Below are 21,234 nucleotides of genomic sequence, written 5' to 3' on the forward strand. Positions count from 1 at the left end.
TGGTTTTCCAAAAATCGAGGCCGTTTTGCGTAAAACCACGATGCGTAGCCCGCCATAGACGCAAGGACATGACATGAACAAGACCGGGTTGGGGCTATTTTACGGAATGCTGGCGGGGGCGCTGTGGGGCGGGATTTTTCTTGCACCGAAGCTCATCCCGGCAGGCTTCACACCGTTGCAACTCTCCACCGCCCGCTATCTGACCTTTGGCGTTATCGCGCTTGTGCTGATTGCGCCGAAGATCAAACGTGTCTCGGCGCAGTTCGGCCGTGCAGAGTGGATAGCCCTCCTGTGGCTTAGCCTTGTTGGCAACCTGCTCTACTATGTGTTCATCTCGACCGCCGTTCAATTGAGTGGGGTCGCCTTCACCTCCATCATCATCGGCTTTCTGCCGGTCGCCGTCACCATTATCGGCAGCATGGACCATGGCGCCGTCTCGTTGAAGCGGCTCTGGCCATCCCTGTTTTTTGGCGCCGTCGGTATCATCGGCATTTCATGGCAGTCGCTGATGCATGACGGAACACCAATGGATGCTCGCAAGCTCATAGGGCTTGCAGCCGCGATCGGCGCGCTGGCATCGTGGACGGCATTCGCGGTCGGCAACGCGCGCTGGCTCGTTCGCTTGCATGCTGTCAGTGCGGATGAATGGAACCTGATGACCGGTGTCGTCACCGGCGGCATCGCGCTTGTTCTTGCTGTCCCCGCTTTCGCCTTTGGCGGTGTTGCCCATCCCGCTTCGGACTGGATGCAGTTTACCATGGTTGCCGTCGGTCTTGGCATTTCGGCATCGATTTTCGGCAACGCGCTTTGGAACCGCATGAGCCGACTCCTGCCACTAACAATGGTAGGGCAGATGATCCTATTCGAAACGCTGTTCGCCCTGCTCTATGGCTTTCTATGGGAAGGCCGTGGACCGACGCTGATCGAAAGCGTCGCGATCGTCTCTGTTGTTCTCAGCGTTTTGCTGTGCATGCAGGCGCATCGGCCGCGTAAGGTGCATGGTTGAGGGCACAGCCCTCAGCCACATGTTCGATCTACTACGCGATAAGGCCTGCGCCAAACTGTGCTTCATAAAGCCGGCTGTATGGTCCTTTCGCGGCAAGAAGCTCCTGATGGTTTCCGCTTTCGACGATGCCGTTGGCATCGACTACGACAATGCGCGAAGCGTCACGGATCGTCGCCAGACGATGGGCGATGATGAGCGTCGTGCGGCCTTCGGCAAGTTCACCAAGCGATTGCTGAATGGCGCGTTCGGTTTCGGTGTCGAGTGCGGATGTCGCCTCATCGAGAATGAGGATTGGCGGGTTCTTCAGGAACATGCGGGCAATCGCGAGACGCTGCTTCTGGCCACCGGAGAGCTTGACGCCACGCTCGCCAATGACCGTCTCCATGCCGTCTGGCATGGCTTCGATGACCTGATCGAGCCGCGCGCGCCGCGCTGCAATCCAGATATCCTCATCGCTCGCGCCAAGACGGCCGTACTCGATGTTCTCGCGCACGGTACCACCGAACATGAAGACGTCCTGTTGCACGATGCCGATCTGACTGCGCAGCGATGCCAGCGTCATGTTGCGAATATCGATGCCGTCGATGGTAATGGCGCCGTCCGTGACCTCGTAGAAACGCGGCAACAGCGAGCAAAGGGTCGTCTTTCCGGCACCCGAAGGCCCGACGAAGGCGACGGTTTCGCCGGCATCAATCGTCAGATCAATGTTGGACAAGACGCTCTTGCCGTCGGCATAGCCAAAGCTGACGTTCTTGTAGGCGATGTCTCCACGAAGCGACGGAGCCGTGATCGCGTCCGGCGCGTCGGCGATATCCGGCTCGGTATCGATCAACTCGGTAAAACGACGGAACCCGGCGATGCCCTTGGGGTAGGTTTCGATCACGGAATTGATCTTCTCGATCGGGCGGAAGAAGACGTTGACCAGCAAGAGGAAGCTGACGAAGCCACCATTGGTCAGATCGCCGTGCAGGACGAGCCACGCGCCGCAGATCATGATCACCATCTGCGTCAGGCGCATGCTCATATAGCTGAGCGACGTACTGGCAGTCATGATCTTGTAGGCGTCGAGCTTGGTGCGGCGATAGCGCTGATTGTCCTTTTCGAACAAAGCGCGCTCGTGATCCTCATTGGCGAAAGCCTGAACCACGCGCATGCCGCCGACATTCTCCTCGATGCGGGCATTGAAGGCGCCGACGCGATTGTAGAGCGAGCGGAAATTGTTGGTCATGCGCGTGCCATACCGGCTGGTGACCCAGGCCGTCAGCGGCACGATCACAGCTGTGATCAGCGCGAGAGGCACATTGACCCAAAGCATCAGCAGGAAAGCGCCGATGAAGGTCATGATCGCGATGAAAAGATCTTCCGGTCCGTGATGCGCAACCTCACCGATCTCCTCCAGATCCTTCGTCAGGCGACCGACAAGATGGCCGGTCTTCTGATTATCGAAAAAGCGGAAGGGGAGTTTCTGCAAATGGTCGAAAGCGGCACGGCGCATATCGGTTTCGATGTTGATGCCGAGCATATGTCCCCAGTAGGTGACGGTCGCCATCAGGCCGGTATTGAAGACATAGATCACCAGCAGGCCGAAGGATGCGGCCATGATCACCGGCCAGTTCGATGATGGCAGCAGGACATCAACGAGAAGCTTCACCGCCATGGGAAAACCGAGTTCGAGAAGACCCGAGAGCACGGCGCAGGAGAAGTCGAGAATGAAGAGCCCCCGATATGGGCGGTAGTAAGCAAAGAATCGGCGCAGCATGATGAATAGCCCAGAACGGAGCAGGAAACCTCAGAGGTTGTAAAAGTGCCTGCTCATTCTCACATTCATGTCAGAAGTCCAAGCTTGTTGCTCAATTTTTACCAAATTCGTTCAATATGTTTTGCGACAACATAAAAGCGAAATAACGGGGGAATAGATTGCACCCCATATCTCACCTGTGACAGTGTGACCCGCTGCTCCGGGAATGCGAAAGAGACTAGAGTGAATAAAGCCGACAATCATCATCCGGATGGAGAACACCGGTGGCTGGGTGCTGCTACCCACGCCCGCATTGCCTTGGTCCCCTCTATTTCGGCGGCGCGCTGGCTTCTGCTTTTGATTGTCGCAGCCGGGATCTACTTCTTCTACGGCTTTCTCGTTCCGGTTCTTGCCGCTCTCGTCATCGGCTTTGCAAGCTGGCCGATCTATCGGCGCCTGCTGACCCGTGTGGGCGGCAACAATACGATCGGGGCGACGGTCGCAATCCTGCTGATTATCACCTTCCTCATCGTGCCGATCGTGATTGCTGCGTCCTATACGGCCGGTGAGATTCGCGAATGGTTCGGCTGGGCCGTCGAGGTCAACAAGACGGGCGCGCCCGTTCCACAGTGGATTGCAGCGCTTCCGGGTGTCGGCGTCTGGATGAGCGAACAGTGGACACGCTATGTCGGCACACCTGGCGCGATCGGCGAAGTGATCCAGCTCGTCAGCGGCGCCAATATCGGCAACATCTATCGCGCGATCGTGGCGGCAGGTAACGGAGCATTCCACCTTGTCCTGACGCTGCTCTTTATGCTGATCGCGCTGTTTTTCGTCTATCGCAACGGTGTGGGCTTTGCCCGCCAGGTCGACCTTGTCGGCGAACGCATTTTGCCAAACCGCTGGGAGCGCATCTCACGCGTCGTTCCTGCGACGATCAGCTCCACCGTGACAGGCATGACGCTGATCGCGATCGGCGAAGGCATCATTCTCGGTATCGCCTACTGGATCGCCGGCGTCCCCTCCCCGGTCACGCTTGGTGTGTTGACGGGCGTCATGGCACTCATTCCAGGTGGCGCGCCGCTTTCCTTCACGCTGGTCTCGCTCTACCTTCTCGCAAGCGGCTCGCCCGCGGCTGGTATCGGCCTCTTTATCTGGGGCTCGGTCGAGCTCTTCATCGTCGACAAGACGATCCGTCCGCGCCTTGTTGGCGGCCCTATCAAGCTTCCTTTCCTACCAACCTTCTTCGGCCTTGTCGGCGGCGTGAAGACCATGGGTTTCCTTGGTCTCTTCATCGGTCCCGTGCTGATGGCGCTGCTGGTTGCCGTCTGGCGCGAGTGGGTGCGCGAAGCCGAAATATCGGCGGGCGAACCCGTGATCGTCCATGACGTTCTTGAGGAGGAGATAGAGCTGGTGGAGGAACCTCCAAGGCCGCGGAAGGCCGCCAGCTCCGTTTAGGCGCCCCGCTTAAAGACGAAGTTCCATGAACATGCTGAGCGGATCCGGCTTGTAAGGCGGGAATGGCTCGATCTCGACAAATCCGGCCTTGCGATAAAGGCCGATCGCCTCCGGCTGACTGATGCCGGTTTCGAGGCGAATGGCTGAGAGCTTTAGCGCCTGTGCGCGTTCAATCAGCGCCGCCATCATGCGTTTGCCGATCTGAAGGCCTCTCGCTTCGGGATCGACGAACATGCGCTTGATCTCCGCCGTGCCGTCTCCAGCCTCCACCAGCGCACAACAACCGACAATGGCTCCGTCATTTCGCGCAACCAGGAATGAGACAGTGGGTTTTTCAAGCGCCTCGAGATCGACAAGGTGGTTGCTTTCAGCGGGATAGAGCGATGCCATGTAGGCATTCGACAAATCCATGAGGCGGGCGATTTCTGGCTGACGGGGTGATTCCGGATTGATTTCAACTGGCATGCTATTTCCATAATAATTGGGCGGCTTCAGCCGCAATAAGACTGCAATCATATTGAATGACACGCTGAGTAAACCAGCTCTTTCGTCCGGAGAAAAGTGAAATGCGAACCGCGCTCGTCTTGATGACAATCCTCGGCTGCGACGACACAGCATCCGATTGCCGCTACATCGCGACAATGCAACAGCGTTGGACGAGCGTTGAACTCTGCGACGCCGAGTCGGAAAAGCAGCTTGGCCAATTCACCAATGTCTCTTATCCGGTCGTCGTTGCCGTGTGTCAGATGCCGGACGCGCCCGTCGAGCAGGCAACCACCGGGCAGGATACTCCGAAGCAAACGCCGCAAACCGAGGAGCAAGAGGAGGAGAACCTTGCGCAGCGAGCGATTGGCCGCGTACGAAAAATCCTTCCCTCGACGGAAGGTGTAAGGGAGGTTCTGGGCAAACCAGTGCGCATGGTCGAAGACAGCTATTCCTGGATTGCCAGACGCCTATCCAAATAAGGCTTGCCACGCGGCCGTTGGACGACAGCATGTCATGCAAACGCGTGGAGCGGTTTTGCGATAACCACATGTGATAAACCAAGGGCATGAAGCGTATGAACGAATCTGAAAGATCGCAACACGCTTTATGCGTCATAGCTGTCTGTTCCGAAGATCAGGCGGCCTCGGCGATCAGTTCCTCGGCGAAGGAGCGTGCTCTCTGACGTTGATCGACGATCAGAAGCTTTTCAATCATCGACATCATTTCGTAGACGCTTGGATCGCTCTCACTATTCGAGAACGTATCGAGAAGCCTTTCGGCGACCCGCTGGACCGCTCCACCATAGGGCATCTCGGCCGCCTGGCGCCACAGACGAGTCGCCTCGATAAAAACCTCAAGGGCGCGGCCGGACAGACCGGTCGACTGATAGAGCGCCTTGACCGCATGGTTTCTGCCTGTTGCAAGGATCGAGCGGACACGTCGCTCCTCAAGCCCGGAGAGGTTGGACATGGCCTCGGAGAAGAAGTCGAGCTTTCCGGTGCAAAGAAGCTGCAGAAGAAAGGAAGGCGTCAACTGTCGGTGCTGGCGCAGATGCTCGACCAGATATGATCTTTCCTGACCGGATGCCTCGCCGGCAATCAGCGTAACAGCTGCGTCCGATGCATCCTGAACGATCTGACGGGCGCGTGCCACGGTGATGACCTGACCCACGATTCCAGCAGAGGCCAGCGCCTCTCCAACCAGAAGGACGAGGGTGTGGCGGACATCGGCTGGGAGATCGTTGCGATCCAGTAGGAGATTGCGGATTTCGGACTCTTCTCCGAAACGCTCCGAGACACGCCGCAGTGTGAAGGGTGTGATCTGGGCTGATAGGTTTTCCAGCATGATCATCACTTCACATTCGCTGCCGATTTCCGCCATGGCGGCGCAAACGCCGGCGCTCAGTTCAGCACGTGCCGCAATCAGCGCTCTGGTGGTCGACGATCCTCGACCGATCAGATCGACAAGATCCGATTCCCGAAGCACGGGGGAATTGATGATCACCGGACAGGCAATCTCGGCCTGGTCTTCAGCGAGTGCGATAATGATAGGACGAGGAGCATCGTCAGAGCAGGCAAGCGCGTCTGCAAGCGCCTGGCGGACTTTGGGCGATGGATCGTCCAGAAGGTAGGACATCGCCATATAGGCGCCTGCCTGTTTGTCTTTGGGCAAGGATGAGGTGACATAGGCTGCCCCCAAGGCCTTCGCAGCCTTGGCTCTATCGCCAGCACGCGCCTTATCCGTCCAGCTGAGAAACGCCTCTACGACCACCCTGCACCCCAAGAAATGTTCTTATGACCCCGCGGAGGTTATCGCGACTCGCTACCGAGCCGGCGATCACCTCCCATGGGTGAAACCTAGGGGGAAAAGGTTTACGATTGGTTCACCATGCTCCTTAACCATGGCGTAAATGGAGGCTATTAGGCCTTCGGGCGGGCCAGCTGGAAGACATCCGCGCCGCCGTCGGCGTAGTCCATATAGCCCATCCGGGCTACGGGCCGCGCAAGGCCCATATCGATCCGGCCATCGCGGATGATCGATTTATCGATATGAATGCCCATCACCTGCCCGAAGACCACCCAGGAGTCGGCCGCCTTGCCGTCGATATCATGCGGCTGCACGATCTGCGTGACGCGGCACTCCAGCGCGGCAAGAGCCTCCGCCACATAGGGCGCATCGACCACCTCGCCCGCACGTGCGGTCAGGCCAGCCAGAGCAAACTCGTTGACGGCGTAATCGACAGGTGCCGACGAGGCATTCATTCGGTCCACGAGATGGCGGCTGACGAGGCTTGCGGTGAAGACACCGCTTTCGCGAACATTGCGCAGGCTGTCCTTCTGTCCGCTCGATGAGAACATCACCAGTTTGGGCTTGTCCGCGATGGCGTTGAAGAAAGAATAAGGGGCGAGGTTCAGCGTTCCATCGCTTCCCTTGGAACCGATCCAACCGATGGGTCGCGGCGCGACGATCGCCTTGAAGGGATCGTGCGCCATGCCATGCTGGTTCGTGTCTGTGGTGTAGAACATCACGCTTCACCGACCCAGGTCACAACCTCGGCCAGTTCCGGGCGCGGACGCTCGACAGGCGGGAACGTCGTCGATCCGATATAGATAAGCCCAGCCACCTTCTCTCCATCCTTCACGCCCAACTCAGGTAGAAACTCAGGATCGTAGGACACCCATTCCGTCAGCCAGTTGGCGGCATAACCAAGCGCGTTCGATGCCATCAGCAGGTTGAGGCATACGGCGCCTGCCGACATCACCTGTTCCCATTCCGGGATTTTCACGTGAGGACCAGCCTTGCTGACCACGGCGATGACGACCGGTGCTCTGGTGAAGCGGGTTCTTTCCACCGATTGGAAGTCGGCGCTCAAGTCAGGGTTCTTTTTCAGAGCGAGTGCCAATGCGGCTTCGCCCAATCTCACCCTTTCTTCGCCTCGGATCACGATGAAGCGCCAGGGTGCAATCTTGCCATGGTCTGGAACGCGGACCGTCAGGCGAAGAATCTCCTCGAGTTCCTCACGGCTCGGGCCCGGCTCCGTCAATTGTGGGGCGGGGGTCGAGCGTCGTACATTCAGATAGTCGATGAGCTTGATGTCAGTTGTCATGGTCGCACCGTTCCATTCGCATGCAATGTAAAGACAGGCCTTGAAATAGCCTTGCGGTTCGGATTGAAGTGGTCCCACAAAAACAAGAAGTCAATCCGGTCGAGAGAAATGACGTTTACCAAAATCGGAGTAGGTCTGTGCATCGCGCTCGTCTCGGCTAGCGCGCTACCCGGTATTGCCATCTCGCAGGATGCCTTCAAGGAATTCAAGCAGCTTGGCGGCACGCCTAAAATGCCGAAGCTGAACGCGTTCGCCGTTCCCTCGCCCAGCGAGCCGGAGCCGGCCAAATCCCGTGATATTGTGCTGGAAGCAAAGCTGACCCAGCAAGGCGAGCCGATGATGGAGGGGCTTGCCTGGCGGGTCTTCAGCCCTATTCCGGGCGCCGATGGCAAGCTGCCGATGCTGGCGAGTTCCGAAGGCGGTTCAGCCGAGTTTCACCTTGAGCCGGGAGATTACTTCGTCAACGTCGCCTTCGGTCGCGCCGGTGTCACCAAGAAGCTCAGCGTTCCCGAAACCGGTAAGATCGACAAGCAGGTCCTCATTCTCGATGCTGGCGGCTTCGTCCTCAATGCCGTTGCCGGCAACGACAAGACCATTTCCGCCAATCAGTTGAAGTTTTCCATCTACGCCTCTGAAGCCTCCGAAAACGGAGAGCGGAAGCTGGTGATGACCGATGTGAAGCCGAACACTATCGTCCGTCTCAATGCCGGAACCTACCATGTCGTATCGGAATACGGGTCGGTCAATGCGGTGGTGCGCGCCGATATCCAGGTGGAAGCCGGCAAGCTGACCGAAGCAACGCTGCAGCACCATGCGGCACAAGTGACGCTGAAACTCGTCTCCGAGCATGGCGGCGAGGCGATCGCCGATACGGCCTGGTCTGTGCTGACGGGCGCCGGCGACGTGGTGAATGAGAGCGTCAGCGCCTTTTCCACCATGGTGCTGGCCGATGGCGAGTACACCGCGATCGCCCGTAACAAGGACAAGGTGTACCAGCGCAATTTCAGGGTGAAGGCCGGACAGGATTCCGATGTCGAAGTGCTGATGAAGGACCAGGCACCGGAAGACGCTACGGGCGATTTCGAATAGCCGTCTCCCCACAGATCCGCTCCGCTGCGGTAGTCCCCAACAAGCCCCACAGCAGCATCTTATGAAAACGGCGCCCGAAGGCGCCGTTTTCTTTGAGATCAAGCAAGCTTGGCTTTCGCCTTTGCAGCGCGCTTGCGCTTGACGTCAGGCGGCGTCGCCTCGTCAACCAGATTGGCAATCGCCTCATCCAGAGCAAACGAGGTCTGGGCCTGCGAACCGAGGCGGCGGATGTTGACCGTGCGCTCTTCGGCTTCCTTTTTGCCGCAGACGACGATCACCGGAACCTTGGTGACCGAATGCTCCCGGATCTTGTAGTTGATCTTCTCGTTGCGGAAATCGGTTTCCACCGAGAGACCGGCCTCCCGAAGCGCCTCGGCAACTTCACGACCATAATCGTCGGCATCTGAGGTGATCGTGGCAACGACAACCTGTAGCGGCGCGAACCACAGCGGCATGTGGCCAGCGAAGTTCTCGATCAGAATGCCGAGGAAGCGTTCCATCGAACCACAGATCGCGCGGTGGATCATCACCGGTTGGCGCTTTTCAGACGCCTGGTCGATATAGAAGGCACCGAAACGTTCCGGCAGATTGAAGTCCACCTGGGTGGTGCCGCACTGCCATTCGCGGCCGATCGCATCCTTCAGGGTGTATTCGAACTTCGGACCGTAGAAAGCGCCCTCGCCCGGCAGAATGCCGGTCTTGATACGTCCGCCAGATTGATCCTCGATGGTCTTCAAGACCTCGGTCATCACGCTCTCGGCGCGATCCCAAAGGTCGTCCGAACCGACGCGCTTTTCAGGGCGCGTGGACAGCTTGACCACAATCTCGTCGAAGCCGAAATCCTGATAGACCGACAGGATCAGATCGTTGATGCGCAGGCATTCCGCTGCCATCTGCTCTTCAGTGCAAAAGACGTGGGCGTCATCCTGGGTAAAGCCACGAACGCGCATCAGGCCGTGGAGAGCACCCGACGCTTCATAGCGGTGGACAGTACCGAACTCTGCAAGTCGAACAGGCAGTTCTCGGTAAGACTTCAACCCATGCTTGAAGATCTGAACGTGACCAGGGCAGTTCATCGGCTTCAGGGCGAAGACGCGATTGTCCGCTTCCTTGTCCTCCGGATGGGTGAAGGCATAGGCGGATTTTACCGCGAACATGTTTTCCTGGTACCAGCCCCAGTGACCGGAGGTCTCCCACAGCGAAGCATCCAGAACCTGCGGTGCGTTCACTTCCTGATAGGTGCCTTCCAGATGGCGGCGCATATAGGCGGTCAGCGTCTGGAACATGCGCCAGCCCTTGCCGTGCCAGAACACCACGCCCGGACCTTCTTCCTGGAAATGAAACAGGTCCATTTCGCGGCCAAGGCGGCGGTGGTCGCGCTTCTCGGCTTCCGCCAGGATGTGCAGATACTGATCCAGTTGTTCCTGCGTGGCCCAGGCGGTGCCGTAGATGCGGGTCAGCATGGGGTTGTTGCTATCACCACGCCAGTATGCACCGGCAACCTTCATAAGCTTGAAGGCCGTACCGATCTGCCCCGTATTGGCCATGTGCGGGCCGCGGCAAAGGTCGAACCAGTCGCCCTGATAATAGATCTTGAGGTCCTGACCTTCAGGAATCGCATCGACGAGCTCGACCTTGTAGTTCTCGCCCTTGGCGGCAAAGACTTGCTTGGCCTTCTCTCGCGACCAGATTTCGCGCGTAAAGGGCTTCGAGCGGCCGATGATCTCTTTCATCTTCTTTTCGATCTTTGGCAGATCGTCCGGGGTGAAAGGCTCGTTCTTGGCGAAGTCGTAATAGAAGCCGTTTTCGATCACAGGACCGATGGTCACCTGGGTGCCGGGCCACAGTTCCTGCACGGCTTCGGCCATGACGTGAGCGGCATCGTGGCGGATAAGCTCAAGCGCACGCTTGTCATCACGGGTGACGATCTCGATTGCGCCATTGGCAATCGTATCGGAAAGGTCGCGCAATTGGCCGTCCAGCGCGATGGCGACGGCTTTCTTTGCAAGCGACTTGGAAATGGATTCGGCAACATCACGTCCGGTCGTACCCGCGGGATACTGACGAACGGAGCCATCTGGAAATGTAAGGGAAACGGCGTCTGACACTTTGAATTCTCCTGTCCAGTCCCGCCAACGAATGCGGGTGGGGTAACGGTCAGCCGAAAGGACTGACAATGCAGCGCGTGGATACTGAAATTTGCCTGTTCAGTAAAGTCTATTCAATTTCGGTCGAAAAACCCCAGAAAGAGAGCGCATCCGGTGAAACGGATTTGAGAAAGCTCTTCAACTTCTCCTCGTCCATGTGGAGACGCAACGCTTCCGTCACATCGCGGATAGCCGTGTCTGGTGAAAGATTATGGTCTCGCCTGAACGACATGACCTCCTCTTGCATCTTGGGCCTGGCGGCGAAAGGAACGACGGGCTCGTCCATCGTCCAGTCAGCGACGAAAAGCGCTCGCACGCCCGTTTTCAGCAACCCGGCGAACGCCAGGCTTTGATCCGCCGTCAGACGCCGCCGGAAAACACGAAGCACCGCCTCAAGCGTCGTGAAGGCACGGTGCGTCGTGCTGACCAAGGCTTTGTCGCGAATATCGACAAGGACGGCTTCGAAATCTCGCGATGCCTGAATGTATTCCTGGGGTACCGTCATAAACCCGCATCACCCTTTGTGCTTTCCGACAGTCCAGAGTTTCCAGAGCTGCCAGGAACGGACTGATCGGAGACTTTCTGGCACGCCATCATACCCGCTCGTTCCACCCGGTCCGCAACGTGCGACGCGGAACAGGCTCAGCCAACCGCCAGACCACAGGCCATGACGGGCAATCGCTTCATATCCATATTCCGAACAGGTCGGAATGTGACGGCAAGAATTTCCGATAAAGCCGGAAAGCGTCAGTTGATAGAGCCGAACAAGGCCCATGCCGAGTAGTCTGCCCGGGGTCTTTCGAAACGGGCCAGCCCAATTGCGGGAGCGGCTTACAGGCTTGTCCGATTTATGATGACAACCGGGTTGTCCGCACATGAGATCAACTCGCTGCGGACAGAGGCTGCTTCGCCTCCAACTGATCCAGGCAATCACAGACCGCCTCGAAGGTGAGCAGAGTGGAGGCATGGCGGGCCTTGTAATCCTTGACCGGCTTTAGAACCCGCATATCCTCGAAGCGTCCCTCAGGCCCCTCGCCGTTCGCCGTCAGCATGTTGATCATGTCCTGGCGCGCCTTGCGGATTTCTGCCCGGCTGGCGCCCACCACATGATGCGCCATGATCGAGGAGGATGCCTGACCGAGCGCACATGCGCGCACTTCGTGCGAGAAGTCGCAGACCTGGTCGCCATCCATCTTGATGTAGACCTTGACCTTGGAACCGCAGAGCTTGGAGTGCTTTTCCGCTTGCGCATCGGCATCTGCCATGCCGCCAGCGAGCGGAATATTGCCGGCAAATTCCAGGATGCGGTTATTATAGATGTCGTCCATGGTCGATATTCCAGGTAAAGGCGCGGGCGTGAGGTTCCCAGCGCTGTCATCATTTTCTAAACGATGTGTCGCTCTGGGAAAAGCTTTCCTGCATTTGGCCACTGTAATATGTTAACTCATTAACCGTACATCAAGGTTTGATAAAATAATGGAGGCGAGACGCGCAAACTCTTGCCAAAATTCGGAAAAACAACCAGATAGCAGCAACGTGGCGCGCAAGCGTCGTTGCAGGGCGTGTGCAGGTGTGGCCTTGAACCATACCGGGAGATAGAAAATGGATGCAATCGTGAAGAATTTTCCTGGCGCAGGCGCGACGGACGATGTGACAAAGGCACGGCCAACGCAGGCTGAAGCCGAGGATGCCGTGCGCGTCCTTCTGAGTTGGGCTGGCGACGATCCAACCCGTGAAGGTCTGCTCGATACGCCGAAGCGCGTGGCCAAAGCCTATCGTGAACTCTTCTCCGGCTATGACCTTGATGCCAAGGACGTCCTCGGCACCTTCTTCGAAGAGGTCGGCGGCTATGACGACATCATTCTCGTGCGCGATATTCCGTTCTTCTCCCATTGCGAACACCATATGGTGCCGATCATCGGCAAGGCGCATGTTGCCTATCTGCCGAATGGACGCGTTCTCGGCCTGTCCAAGATCGCTCGCGTCGTCGAGATCTTCGGTCGTCGCCTGCAGACCCAGGAAACCATGACGGCGCAGATCGCCTCCGCTATCGAAACCACGTTGAAGCCACGCGGCGTTGCCGTGATGATCGACGCCGAACATATGTGCATGTCCATGCGCGGTGTGCAAAAGCAGGGCTCAACGACGTTGACGACGAGCTTCACCGGCGCGTTCAAGAAGGACCCTGCCGAGCAGGCCCGCTTCATGTCCATGGTGCGCAGCCGCTGAACCGGCTGCCTCCCTCTCACCCAGGGGATCTCATGTCCGCCATTTTCCCGGTCGCGCCATCCGATAAGACGGCGCTGGAAGCATCTGGACCGTTCACGCCTAAGTTCGACGCGAACGGTCTCGTGACTGCAGTCGTCACCGACATCAAGGACGGTGAATTGCTGATGGTGGCGCATATGAATGCGGAGGCGCTGAAGCTCACGCTTGAAACGGGCATTGCGCACTACTACAGCCGCTCGCGAGACAAGATCTGGAAGAAGGGGGAAACCTCCGGCAATCTCCAGACGGTTCGCGAGTTTCGCACCGATTGCGATCAGGATGCCGTGTGGCTCAAAGTCTCCGTCGCCGGACATGATGCCACCTGCCACACCGGCCGTCGTTCCTGCTTCTATCGCACCGTGACGATGGAAGACGGCAAAGCGGTTAATACCATCACCGACGACACGCGGCATTTCGACCCCGAAACCACCTATGGCTCATCCTCTTCGCCTTGATGAAGAGCTCAATCTTTTCGATTTCTTTGCCTTTTGCTACGATCATGCGACGAAGCCTTGAGGAGACTCACGGTTCTCGGGAGATGCAAGTGGGAGACGTCGAATGCTTGGATGGGGAATGAACCGCGATAATCCATCGTCCGCGACGACACTTGGCACCCTGGAGAAAATCGCGCCCTCGCCCAAACCGCAGCTCCCACCGAACCGCATCGCGCTTGCGCTTGGCGGAGGTGCGGCTCGTGGCTGGGCGCATATTGGGGTTTTACGAGCGCTCGACGAAGCCGGCGTCAAGATCGGCATGATTGCCGGGACGTCGATCGGCGCTCTTGTCGGCGGCTGCTATCTCGCAGGCAAGCTCAACGAGCTGGAAGAGTTTGCCCGCTCACTGACGATGCGCCGCATTGCCGGACTTTTGGACCTGACGATTGGCGGTAGCGGCCTGTTCGGCGGCATGCGTCTAACCAAGCGCATGCAGGAGCATCTTGAAGGTCTCAACATCGAAGATCTCGAGCATCCGTTCATCGCGGTTGCGACCGAACTGCGCACCGGCCACGAGGTCTGGGTTCACCAGGGCAATCTGATCACGGCGCTGCGCTCGTCCTATGCCCTGCCCGGCATTTTCGAGCCGGTGCGCTGCAACGGCAGGACGCTGATCGATGGGGCTCTTGTCAATCCGGTACCGGTGTCGGTTTGCCGCGCCTATGAGCAGGCTCTGGTCGTTGCGGTAAACCTCAACTACGATATTTTCGGTCGCTCGGCCGTGGTCAAGCACGGTGCGGGTGCCGGCAGCAAGAGCGAAGCCGAAACGCCGATCAAGGCCACATCGCGCATGGGGCTGCCAGGTGTGATGGTTCAGGCATTCAACATTATTCAGGACCGCATTTCGCGCGCAAGACTGGCGGGCGATCCGCCGGATCTGACCCTGCATCCGCGCATCAGCCATATCGGCCTCTCGGAATTTCACCGGGCGGCCGAGGCGATCGACCAGGGCTATGAGGAAACACGGTCTCGAATTCCGGAATTGAAGCGCATGCAGCAGGTGTTTCAACCCTGATACCATGAAAGGCAGGCTGGGTGCCTGCCCTCCTACCTGCTCAAGGCGGACCGCCGATCAGCCGGCAATATAGGCCTTGATGTGCTCGGCTTCCGTCTCGATCTCGCTGATGCGGGCCTTGACCACGTCACCGATGGAAATGATACCCGCAAGGCGCCCATTGGCCTCTACCGGCAAATGACGGAACCTGCCGCCGGTCATGATCTCCATAAGGTCGTCTGTCGTGGTTTCCTCGTTGCAGCGGGTCACACTCTTGGTCATCACGTCGGAGACCTTGGTCTCCAAGGCTGCGGAGCCTTTTGCGGCCACGGCACGCACGAGATCGCGCTCTGTAAAGATGCCCAGGACTGCGTCCATATGGTCGGTCACGACAACAGCACCAATCCGATGCTCGTAGAGCGTCACGGCAGCATCGGCAATCGACATGCCGGGATCGACCGTCACGACCTCTCTACCCTTGATATCGAGAATTTCCTTTACAAAAATCGGCATGCGTACCTCCCTTATCCGTTGCAGCCCGGCTATCGCACCCAAGTCTCCTCCCTGAGAACGAAGCACCGTCTTCAAATTTTTGCGCTCCCTCGACAGGGAAAGCAACAGGATTTGAGGTTCGATCAAACTTCAATCGATTGAGGCAGCCTTCTCTCCCGACGCGATTTTGGGATCGAACAGGCCGAAGAAAAGGAAGCCGAAGAAGAAGCCGAAGATGTGAGCGTCCCACGCCACCTCGCCTCCGACATCACCGAATAGCGGGAAGCCCACGGCAATCAGCGCATTACCCGCGAGCCACGCGATCGTGAAGATCAAAACCGTTTTATTGGTCAGCGCCTGGACAATTCCCTGGCGCGGAAGAAGGTGGCCGAAGGAAGGATGATAACGCTGCCCGCGGCGCGGAAAGGCGAAGCGGCAAGCTGCACCCATCAGGGCTGAGACGACGCCGGACGCACCAATCAGAACCGTGATGCTGCTCCAATCAAGCGCCGCATGGCCGAAAGCAGAAATCGCCGAAGAAATTATCCAGAAGAGAATAAATCGTGGTGTGCCGATGCGGCGCGCCACGGGCGCACCAAACGCCATCAGCCATAGCCCGTTGAACAGGATGTGCTCAATACCACCATGCAGGAAGGAATAGGTCACTGGCGTCCAGAGCCATTCAAGGCCTTGCTGCGCCAGGGGAATAGTATAGCGCGCAGGGATGAAGCCGAAGGTGAAGAGGAAGGCCTCATAAGTCATGTCCGACATCAGGTAGGCCAAACCTAACTGGATGGCGATCATGAAACCAAGGACAGCGACGATGATAAAGGGAAGGTTGAACACCGGTTGCTTCTGCGGCGGGGGGCGATCGTCTCGCGGCTCTTGCAATTCACCGCCGTCATGATGCGTCATTTCATTTCCATTTCATATCGTTCGACCCAGTTTCAGCCATATAGGAAGGGTCGACCAAATAAAAGCAGCCGCGAGGTGCCAACACGGTCGATAAGGCTCTTTTTCAAAATCGTCAGACCCGCCAAGGAGACGATGAAAACCGGCATATTTTCCGCCTACAACAGTTTTGCTTCACAATGAGACAGTGGAGCAGAAGCTTTCGCTGATATCGCGTAATTCTCCTCAAATATTGCTGTACGACAAAACAGTCTGTTAACCCGCGCGTAGTAAATAGGGCTTGTCCTTTTCTTCATGCAACATAGCGCAGGCCATGTTTTCATCACATCTCGCACACGCCCACGTTTCGAAGTCAGTCGACACCGCCGAACCGCCGGTTACCGTCGGTCTTTCCGGACGTCTTATGTTGCCGACTGAAGATGAGTTTGACTGTACTGCCACAGAAATGACGGCGGAAAGTGCGCGGCTGACGTGCTTTGCCAGACCGAACCGGAATGACCGGATCATCATCTATCTGCAGCATATCGGTCGCGTCGAAGGCAAGGTCACACATCTCACTGGCGACGGTTTTTCGATCGCTATTGCAGCGACAGAACGCAAGCGCGAGAAACTCGCCGCTCAACTGGCGTGGATTGCAAAGCGCCAGGCGCTCGGCCTGCCTGAGGACCGGCGGCATGATCGTCTGACTCCGCGCAACCCAAATGCCTCGCTTCTCCTGAATGACGGCAATACGGTCGGCTGCCGCATCATCGACCTTTCGCTCTCCGGTGCCGCTATCGAGATCGAACCTCGGCCAGCGCTCGGCACCACCGTCCGCCTCGGCAATATGGGGGGGCGCATCGTTCGCCATTTCATGGAAGGCGTTGCGATCGAGTTCGACAGTGTTCAGTCCAAGGACGCACTGATCGAGTTTCTCTGAGACTTTTTCACGATCGAATTTAAGGACCGGCGACGCCCAGCGTTTGCCGGTTTTTTCTTGCCTTTCGATCGTTAGTTTCCGCTGCAGATCTTGCGCATAAGGTGCGACAGGCCGTCACCATCTCGAGAGCGCTCGTGAGTCCCGAGCCTTGTTCCAACGATTTATCGGTCGAACTCCCTCCATGCTGCGTAAGTATGCTTGGCCAAAGGCCTTCCAAAGGTTGGGATCAACCTGCTCCAAAGTGGGACTCAAAAGAAATTTCTGAAAAAAGCGCAGAAAAAGACGGTTGAAGTACGATTTTTTCTGCAATCAGAACAGGAATTTTCGCCGCTTTCAGCCGTTTTGAGCGGGCTTTCACCTCCAAAACAAAGTGAATGAATGGTTGAGTGTTGCTCAACACTGGCTGAAATCACCGTGCTCGTTAACCCTACTCCATTCACAGGGTGCCGGAATGTGGGCGGTTTGCAGCCTTCGGTCGACTGACGAGCTAATCGGATCGATAAAATTCTATTCAAATTCCATTCAAACATGAATCAAATAAGCTGTTGTTTTTGCTTAATTTAAGCTCGAATTTGAGCGCGCTTTTTTGCGTGCGATCAAAGTGTCGCTGGCATTGTCCTCCTCACAACGGGGAGACAAGAAATGAAAAAACACAGCCGTTTGGGACTGATCATAGCAGCACTGGCAATTGGCGCATTCGCCCCGCAGGCAGAAGCATCGCCAGGAGCAGCAATGCGCATCATCGGAAAGGCCAATCCTCCGATCGGGCATTATGAGTTCTGCCAGACCTACCAGAGCGAATGCCAGCCAACCTCGGCCGATATGGGCCCGCTTCGGTTGACGGAAGAAACCTGGAAGACGATGCTGGACGTGAACTACACGGTCAACACCACCATCACGCCAGCGACCGATATGGAGATTTACGGCGTCGAAGAGCGCTGGGCCTATCCGACGACAGCAGGCGACTGTGAAGACTTCGTGCTCTTGAAGCGTAAGATGCTGATGAACAAAGGCATCTCCGCCTCCAACCTGTTGATCACCGTCGTGCTGCAGCCGAACGGCTCGGGCCATGCGGTGCTGACGGTGCGGACCGACCGCGGCGACTTTATTCTCGACAACCTCCGCAACAAGGTCATGGACTGGTCGGATACCGAATACACCTATCTCAAGCGCCAGGATTCGAACAATCCAGGCCGCTGGGTCAAGGTTCAGGACGGCCGCAACGTCAGCGCCGTCGCCGGCATCAAGAACTGATTGCAAGGGACAGAGCGACGGAACGCCTCCCCGCAGCCCGGTGCAGTTTAATAAGCGGAAGTCGTGACGGCAAAGACGTTCGTCGCAAGTGCTTCCAAGGTTTAGGCAGGTCGCTTTACCCCGTGTCGATCCTGCCGCAGAACCGGTTCCGTTGCCCCCGGAGCCGGTTTTTCTATTTTGACATGTGCCGGCGCTTAAGAACTGCGAGGGTCGTGCTAAAGAAGTCCGAGTTCCGCGAGTTCCCGTCGGAGATCGGAGGGCATGTCGTCCGCAAGGCCTGAGCCGCCCAGATCGCGTGGAGCTTCCTCGTCTTTAAGATAACGCCAGCCCTGGAAGGGACGCTTTGGTGCAGGCGAGGTCTCGATGACTTCCGGTCCCAGAACCAGATCACACCGCGTGATGCCATCGCCACCGGTGAAGGAACGGATATCGAGAAGCTTTTGGCGCGCCTGTACCTGTCCCTTGATCACCCAATAGAGAGAGCCACCGTCGAGCAGCTCTTCCATGCGCTTCGGGATCATGCGAGTGGTGTGGACGCTGTGCGGTTCCAGGCCAGCCGCCATAGCGGTTAGCGAACGTTGGGATACCCATTCGCGCAGATCCTCGATGGAATCCGCGCCGACGCAGAGCTTGATCAAATGTAGAGCCATGCCGCTATCAATGCCGTTTCGACGGACGCGTCAAGCGCCCGTCAAACAATCGCGTCATCAAATATCAACATTCCACGACATTGACGGCGAGGCCACCGGTGGAGGTTTCCTTGTATTTCTCGCTCATGTCATTGCCGGTCTGGCGCATGGTTTCGATACAGGCGTCGAGCGGCACGAAATGTTCTCCATCCCCCTTCAACGCGAGCGAGGCAGCCGTCACGGCTTTCACTGCGCCAAGCGCGTTGCGTTCGATGCAGGGCACCTGCACCAGACCTGCAACCGGATCGCACGTCATGCCAAGATGGTGCTCAAGCGCGATCTCCGCAGCGTTTTCCACCTGTGCCGGCGAGCCGCCCATCACCGCAGCAAGACCCGCCGCCGCCATAGCCGCCGCGGAGCCCACCTCCCCCTGACAGCCGACTTCGGCGCCGGAAATCGACGCATTGTGCTTGATGATCCCTCCGATCGCCGCTGCCGTCAGCAGGAAGTCACGAACGTCGTCGACCGAGGCATCCTCATGGAAGTGGCGGAAATAGCGAACAGTGGCGGGCACGACACCTGCCGCTCCATTGGTCGGAGCGGTCACGACACGACCGCCGACTGCGTTCTCTTCATTCACCGCCATGGCGTAAACGCTCAGCCAGTCGTTGGCGAGAACGGGATTTAACCGGTTGCTGCGCCACTCGGCATTCAGTTTGTCGTGGATAGAACGCGCGCGGCGACGAACCTTGAGCCCGCCCGGCATGATGCCTTCGCCCTTCAGGCCGCGTTCGATACAGCCGTTCATGGCATCCCAGATCTGGTCAAGCCGGCTATTCAGCACGTCGCGGCTCATAACCGTCTCTTCATTGGCGCGCTTCATCTGGGCGATGGTGCGGCCAGAGCGCGCTGCCATGTCCAGCATCTCCTTCGCGGTGGCAAAGGGATAAGGCACCTTGGGGCCGTTATCGACCGTCTTTCCGCGCTGGCGCATGGCGTCGAGTTCGGTGTCCGTGACAACGAAGCCGCCACCGACGGAGTAATAGATGCGCTTCAAAAGCATCCTGCCCTGATTGTCATAGGCAGAGAAGGTCATGCCATTGGCGTGGCCGGGAAGCGGGTTCTTCTTGTCGAATACGAGATCTTCGTTCGGACGAAAGGCATAGGACGGATGACCTGCCGGCTTCACAAGGCCCGTGCGCTCCACCTCAGCGATAATCCCGTCCATGGCATCCGGATCGACCTGATCCGGCTTCTCGCCCGTCAGGCCCAAGACAACAGCCTTGCCCGATCCATGGCCGATGCCCGTGAAGGCAAGCGAGCCGTGCAGGCTGACCTTTATGGCAGATACTGCTGCGCCTGAAGGCCTGGGCCAGTCATCCGACAGGATCAGTTCAAGAAAGCGGTTGGCAGCCGACATGGGTCCCATTGTGTGGGAGCTAGAAGGTCCGATGCCGATTTTGAACACGTCGAAGACGGAAAGAAACATTCTGGGATGCCCTATGTATAGACCTATTGGCGCGACTCTATCGGAAGCGCACGGCACGAGCCATATCAAAAAGCGGCCAAAACTGTGTCGGTAGCGCTGTGGCAACGACGGCATCGACCCGGAATCGGGACCGGTTTCGGGAAAGCGCGATGCGTGGAGTCTAAAACGATGAAGCGTCCTCTGTGCGTCCAAAGGGACGCACGGCGCTCAAGCGGTATCGCCAGACGAAAACAACGCGGCTCTTGGGAGAGGCCGCGCTGTTTTGCGAAAAAACTTTTTAAAAAGTGAGATGCTTACGGTGTACCAAAAAGATAGGTCAATGCGAGAAAAGCAGCGAAGCCTGCAAGTGCGCGTAACGTAACACCCCAGCAGGATTTCTGAGCGGTTTCTTCCATGATGACTCCAGCGTGTTCACTCTTCGGGCGGCTCTTGCAGCGCGTCCCATGGCGCAACCATTTATTAAAAATGTATGACGAACGCAAATGCAAAAAGAGGCTAAACCAAGGCGAATCCTGTGACCTGCCATACGTCCAGCGCATAGGTATATGAAAAAACAAGCGCTTAATAGGCGATGGCCATCGGGATGCAGTCAGCTTTGTGACCTCAATTCGGACACGAGTGTAAACACTGCAAGACACGCCTTACGTTGGAAACTGATCTTTCGTTAAAGAGGCGCTCGGCTTGGCGCACTGCACGAGGCCGCAAAGACTGCTTGAAAAGCATCTATCTCTGCACTACCGGAAGGACACTCAA

22 protein-coding genes are annotated in these 21,234 nt (G+C 57.6%); 9 read left to right on the plus strand and 13 right to left on the minus strand.

Translation table 11 applies throughout. From position 1 onward, the window contains the following. Positions 1-73 precede the first annotated feature (73 nt). On the plus strand, positions 74-1,006 hold the full coding sequence (locus tag PVA19_RS21325; protein ID WP_062425357.1) for a DMT family transporter: 933 nt from the start codon (positions 74-76) through the stop codon (positions 1,004-1,006). A 31-nt stretch (positions 1,007-1,037) separates the two neighbouring features. On the opposite strand, the gene PVA19_RS21330 is transcribed toward PVA19_RS21325, so the two are convergent. Continuing rightward, positions 1,038-2,765 (minus strand): ABC transporter ATP-binding protein, encoded by a 1,728-nt coding sequence (locus PVA19_RS21330; protein WP_274104110.1) that lies wholly within the window; start codon positions 2,763-2,765, stop codon positions 1,038-1,040. Positions 2,766-2,987: 222 nt separating this feature from the next. Between PVA19_RS21330 and PVA19_RS21335 the strand changes: the two genes are divergently transcribed. Then, entirely contained in the window at positions 2,988-4,202 is a 1,215-nt protein-coding gene (locus PVA19_RS21335; protein ID WP_440598639.1) for an AI-2E family transporter, read from the plus strand. A gap of 9 nt (positions 4,203-4,211) precedes the next feature. Here PVA19_RS21335 and PVA19_RS21340 read toward each other — a convergent pair whose 3' ends face one another. After that, the gene (locus PVA19_RS21340; RefSeq protein ID WP_062438880.1) at positions 4,212-4,667 is read right to left on the minus strand and encodes a GNAT family N-acetyltransferase; all 456 of its coding nucleotides are present in this window, start codon (positions 4,665-4,667) and stop codon (positions 4,212-4,214) included. 101 nt (positions 4,668-4,768) lie between these two features. Between PVA19_RS21340 and PVA19_RS21345 the strand changes: the two genes are divergently transcribed. Further along, positions 4,769-5,167, plus strand: a complete 399-nt coding sequence (locus PVA19_RS21345; RefSeq protein WP_111850632.1) for a hypothetical protein — start codon at positions 4,769-4,771, stop codon at positions 5,165-5,167. A gap of 154 nt (positions 5,168-5,321) precedes the next feature. Here PVA19_RS21345 and PVA19_RS21350 read toward each other — a convergent pair whose 3' ends face one another. From PVA19_RS21350 to PVA19_RS21360, 3 genes are all read right to left on the minus strand, one after another. After that, the gene (locus PVA19_RS21350; RefSeq protein WP_274104111.1) at positions 5,322-6,458 is read right to left on the minus strand and encodes a DUF2336 domain-containing protein; all 1,137 of its coding nucleotides are present in this window, start codon (positions 6,456-6,458) and stop codon (positions 5,322-5,324) included. Positions 6,459-6,607: 149 nt separating this feature from the next. Beyond that, on the minus strand, positions 6,608-7,213 hold the full coding sequence (locus PVA19_RS21355) for a flavin reductase family protein (protein WP_274104112.1): 606 nt from the start codon (positions 7,211-7,213) through the stop codon (positions 6,608-6,610). Then, positions 7,213-7,794 (minus strand): nitroreductase family protein, encoded by a 582-nt coding sequence (locus PVA19_RS21360; RefSeq protein ID WP_274104113.1) that lies wholly within the window; start codon positions 7,792-7,794, stop codon positions 7,213-7,215. The genes PVA19_RS21355 and PVA19_RS21360 overlap by 1 nt, the downstream gene beginning before the upstream one ends. Before the next feature lie 108 nt (positions 7,795-7,902). Between PVA19_RS21360 and PVA19_RS21365 the strand changes: the two genes are divergently transcribed. Beyond that, positions 7,903-8,883 carry a hypothetical protein gene (locus PVA19_RS21365; RefSeq protein ID WP_274104114.1) on the plus strand — a complete coding sequence of 327 codons (981 nt, stop codon included), beginning with the start codon at positions 7,903-7,905 and terminating at the stop codon, positions 8,881-8,883. Positions 8,884-8,981: 98 nt separating this feature from the next. Here PVA19_RS21365 and thrS read toward each other — a convergent pair whose 3' ends face one another. From thrS to PVA19_RS21385, 4 genes are all read right to left on the minus strand, one after another. Further along, positions 8,982-10,991, minus strand: coding sequence for a threonine--tRNA ligase (thrS, locus tag PVA19_RS21370; protein WP_062425364.1), 2,010 nt, complete (start codon positions 10,989-10,991; stop codon positions 8,982-8,984). A 109-nt stretch (positions 10,992-11,100) separates the two neighbouring features. Beyond that, positions 11,101-11,535, minus strand: a complete 435-nt coding sequence (locus PVA19_RS21375) for a DUF2267 domain-containing protein (RefSeq protein ID WP_274104115.1) — start codon at positions 11,533-11,535, stop codon at positions 11,101-11,103. A gap of 9 nt (positions 11,536-11,544) precedes the next feature. After that, positions 11,545-11,907, minus strand: coding sequence for a membrane protein insertion efficiency factor YidD (gene yidD, locus PVA19_RS21380; protein ID WP_113260634.1), 363 nt, complete (start codon positions 11,905-11,907; stop codon positions 11,545-11,547). Between the two features lie 4 nt (positions 11,908-11,911). Further along, a complete protein-coding gene (locus PVA19_RS21385) occupies positions 11,912-12,358 on the minus strand; it encodes an iron-sulfur cluster assembly scaffold protein (RefSeq protein ID WP_274104116.1) in 447 nt (148 codons plus the stop codon). A gap of 274 nt (positions 12,359-12,632) precedes the next feature. On the opposite strand from PVA19_RS21385, the gene folE reads away from it, so the two are divergent. The 3 genes from folE to PVA19_RS21400 all read left to right on the plus strand — a co-directional run bounded on the left by folE (position 12,633) and on the right by PVA19_RS21400 (position 14,807). After that, on the plus strand, positions 12,633-13,259 hold the full coding sequence (folE, locus tag PVA19_RS21390; RefSeq protein WP_062425368.1) for a GTP cyclohydrolase I FolE: 627 nt from the start codon (positions 12,633-12,635) through the stop codon (positions 13,257-13,259). A 32-nt stretch (positions 13,260-13,291) separates the two neighbouring features. After that, entirely contained in the window at positions 13,292-13,753 is a 462-nt protein-coding gene (gene hisI / locus PVA19_RS21395) for a phosphoribosyl-AMP cyclohydrolase (RefSeq protein ID WP_116493712.1), read from the plus strand. 103 nt (positions 13,754-13,856) lie between these two features. Beyond that, positions 13,857-14,807, plus strand: coding sequence for a patatin-like phospholipase family protein (locus PVA19_RS21400; RefSeq protein WP_113274066.1), 951 nt, complete (start codon positions 13,857-13,859; stop codon positions 14,805-14,807). 57 nt (positions 14,808-14,864) lie between these two features. Here PVA19_RS21400 and PVA19_RS21405 read toward each other — a convergent pair whose 3' ends face one another. Beyond that, positions 14,865-15,299 (minus strand): CBS domain-containing protein, encoded by a 435-nt coding sequence (locus tag PVA19_RS21405; protein WP_274104117.1) that lies wholly within the window; start codon positions 15,297-15,299, stop codon positions 14,865-14,867. 129 nt (positions 15,300-15,428) lie between these two features. Continuing rightward, positions 15,429-16,193 (minus strand): rhomboid family intramembrane serine protease, encoded by a 765-nt coding sequence (locus PVA19_RS21410; protein WP_274104118.1) that lies wholly within the window; start codon positions 16,191-16,193, stop codon positions 15,429-15,431. 310 nt (positions 16,194-16,503) lie between these two features. On the opposite strand from PVA19_RS21410, the gene PVA19_RS21415 reads away from it, so the two are divergent. Both PVA19_RS21415 and PVA19_RS21420 read left to right on the plus strand, forming a co-directional pair. Beyond that, positions 16,504-17,109, plus strand: coding sequence for a PilZ domain-containing protein (locus PVA19_RS21415; protein WP_062425373.1), 606 nt, complete (start codon positions 16,504-16,506; stop codon positions 17,107-17,109). 642 nt (positions 17,110-17,751) lie between these two features. After that, a complete protein-coding gene (locus tag PVA19_RS21420; protein ID WP_062425374.1) occupies positions 17,752-18,363 on the plus strand; it encodes a transglutaminase-like cysteine peptidase in 612 nt (203 codons plus the stop codon). 215 nt (positions 18,364-18,578) lie between these two features. Here the strand turns inward: PVA19_RS21420 and PVA19_RS21425 are convergent, their stop codons facing one another. Both PVA19_RS21425 and PVA19_RS21430 read right to left on the minus strand, forming a co-directional pair. Further along, entirely contained in the window at positions 18,579-19,013 is a 435-nt protein-coding gene (locus tag PVA19_RS21425; protein WP_062437550.1) for a DUF1489 family protein, read from the minus strand. Between the two features lie 64 nt (positions 19,014-19,077). Next, complete coding sequence (locus PVA19_RS21430) at positions 19,078-20,481, minus strand: L-serine ammonia-lyase (RefSeq protein WP_062425376.1); 1,404 nt, start codon at positions 20,479-20,481, stop codon at positions 19,078-19,080. Positions 20,482-21,234: the final 753 nt, after the last annotated feature.

The sequence above is a fragment of the Agrobacterium sp. CNPSo 3708 genome (assembly GCF_028674915.1).
GTDB classification, from domain to species: Bacteria; Pseudomonadota; Alphaproteobacteria; order Rhizobiales; family Rhizobiaceae; genus Agrobacterium; species Agrobacterium cavarae.

What these genes read in the sequence shown, in the direction of transcription:
- PVA19_RS21325 (WP_062425357.1), top strand. Translation starts at nt 74, where the DNA reads ATGAACAAGACCGGGTTGGGGCTATTTTACGGAATGCTGGCGGGGGCG.
- PVA19_RS21330 (WP_274104110.1), bottom strand. Translation starts at nt 2,765, where the DNA reads ATGCTGCGCCGATTCTTTGCTTACTACCGCCCATATCGGGGGCTCTTC.
- PVA19_RS21340 (WP_062438880.1), bottom strand. Translation starts at nt 4,667, where the DNA reads ATGCCAGTTGAAATCAATCCGGAATCACCCCGTCAGCCAGAAATCGCC.
- PVA19_RS21345 (WP_111850632.1), top strand. Translation starts at nt 4,769, where the DNA reads ATGCGAACCGCGCTCGTCTTGATGACAATCCTCGGCTGCGACGACACA.
- PVA19_RS21355 (WP_274104112.1), bottom strand. Translation starts at nt 7,213, where the DNA reads ATGTTCTACACCACAGACACGAACCAGCATGGCATGGCGCACGATCCC.
- PVA19_RS21360 (WP_274104113.1), bottom strand. Translation starts at nt 7,794, where the DNA reads ATGACAACTGACATCAAGCTCATCGACTATCTGAATGTACGACGCTCG.
- PVA19_RS21365 (WP_274104114.1), top strand. Translation starts at nt 7,903, where the DNA reads ATGACGTTTACCAAAATCGGAGTAGGTCTGTGCATCGCGCTCGTCTCG.
- PVA19_RS21375 (WP_274104115.1), bottom strand. Translation starts at nt 11,535, where the DNA reads ATGACGGTACCCCAGGAATACATTCAGGCATCGCGAGATTTCGAAGCC.
- yidD (WP_113260634.1), bottom strand. Translation starts at nt 11,907, where the DNA reads ATGTGCGGACAACCCGGTTGTCATCATAAATCGGACAAGCCTGTAAGC.
- PVA19_RS21385 (WP_274104116.1), bottom strand. Translation starts at nt 12,358, where the DNA reads ATGGACGACATCTATAATAACCGCATCCTGGAATTTGCCGGCAATATT.
- folE (WP_062425368.1), top strand. Translation starts at nt 12,633, where the DNA reads ATGGATGCAATCGTGAAGAATTTTCCTGGCGCAGGCGCGACGGACGAT.
- hisI (WP_116493712.1), top strand. Translation starts at nt 13,292, where the DNA reads ATGTCCGCCATTTTCCCGGTCGCGCCATCCGATAAGACGGCGCTGGAA.
- PVA19_RS21400 (WP_113274066.1), top strand. Translation starts at nt 13,857, where the DNA reads ATGCTTGGATGGGGAATGAACCGCGATAATCCATCGTCCGCGACGACA.
- PVA19_RS21405 (WP_274104117.1), bottom strand. Translation starts at nt 15,299, where the DNA reads ATGCCGATTTTTGTAAAGGAAATTCTCGATATCAAGGGTAGAGAGGTC.
- PVA19_RS21410 (WP_274104118.1), bottom strand. Translation starts at nt 16,193, where the DNA reads ATGACGCATCATGACGGCGGTGAATTGCAAGAGCCGCGAGACGATCGC.
- PVA19_RS21415 (WP_062425373.1), top strand. Translation starts at nt 16,504, where the DNA reads ATGTTTTCATCACATCTCGCACACGCCCACGTTTCGAAGTCAGTCGAC.
- PVA19_RS21420 (WP_062425374.1), top strand. Translation starts at nt 17,752, where the DNA reads ATGAAAAAACACAGCCGTTTGGGACTGATCATAGCAGCACTGGCAATT.
- PVA19_RS21425 (WP_062437550.1), bottom strand. Translation starts at nt 19,013, where the DNA reads ATGGCTCTACATTTGATCAAGCTCTGCGTCGGCGCGGATTCCATCGAG.
- PVA19_RS21430 (WP_062425376.1), bottom strand. Translation starts at nt 20,481, where the DNA reads ATGTTTCTTTCCGTCTTCGACGTGTTCAAAATCGGCATCGGACCTTCT.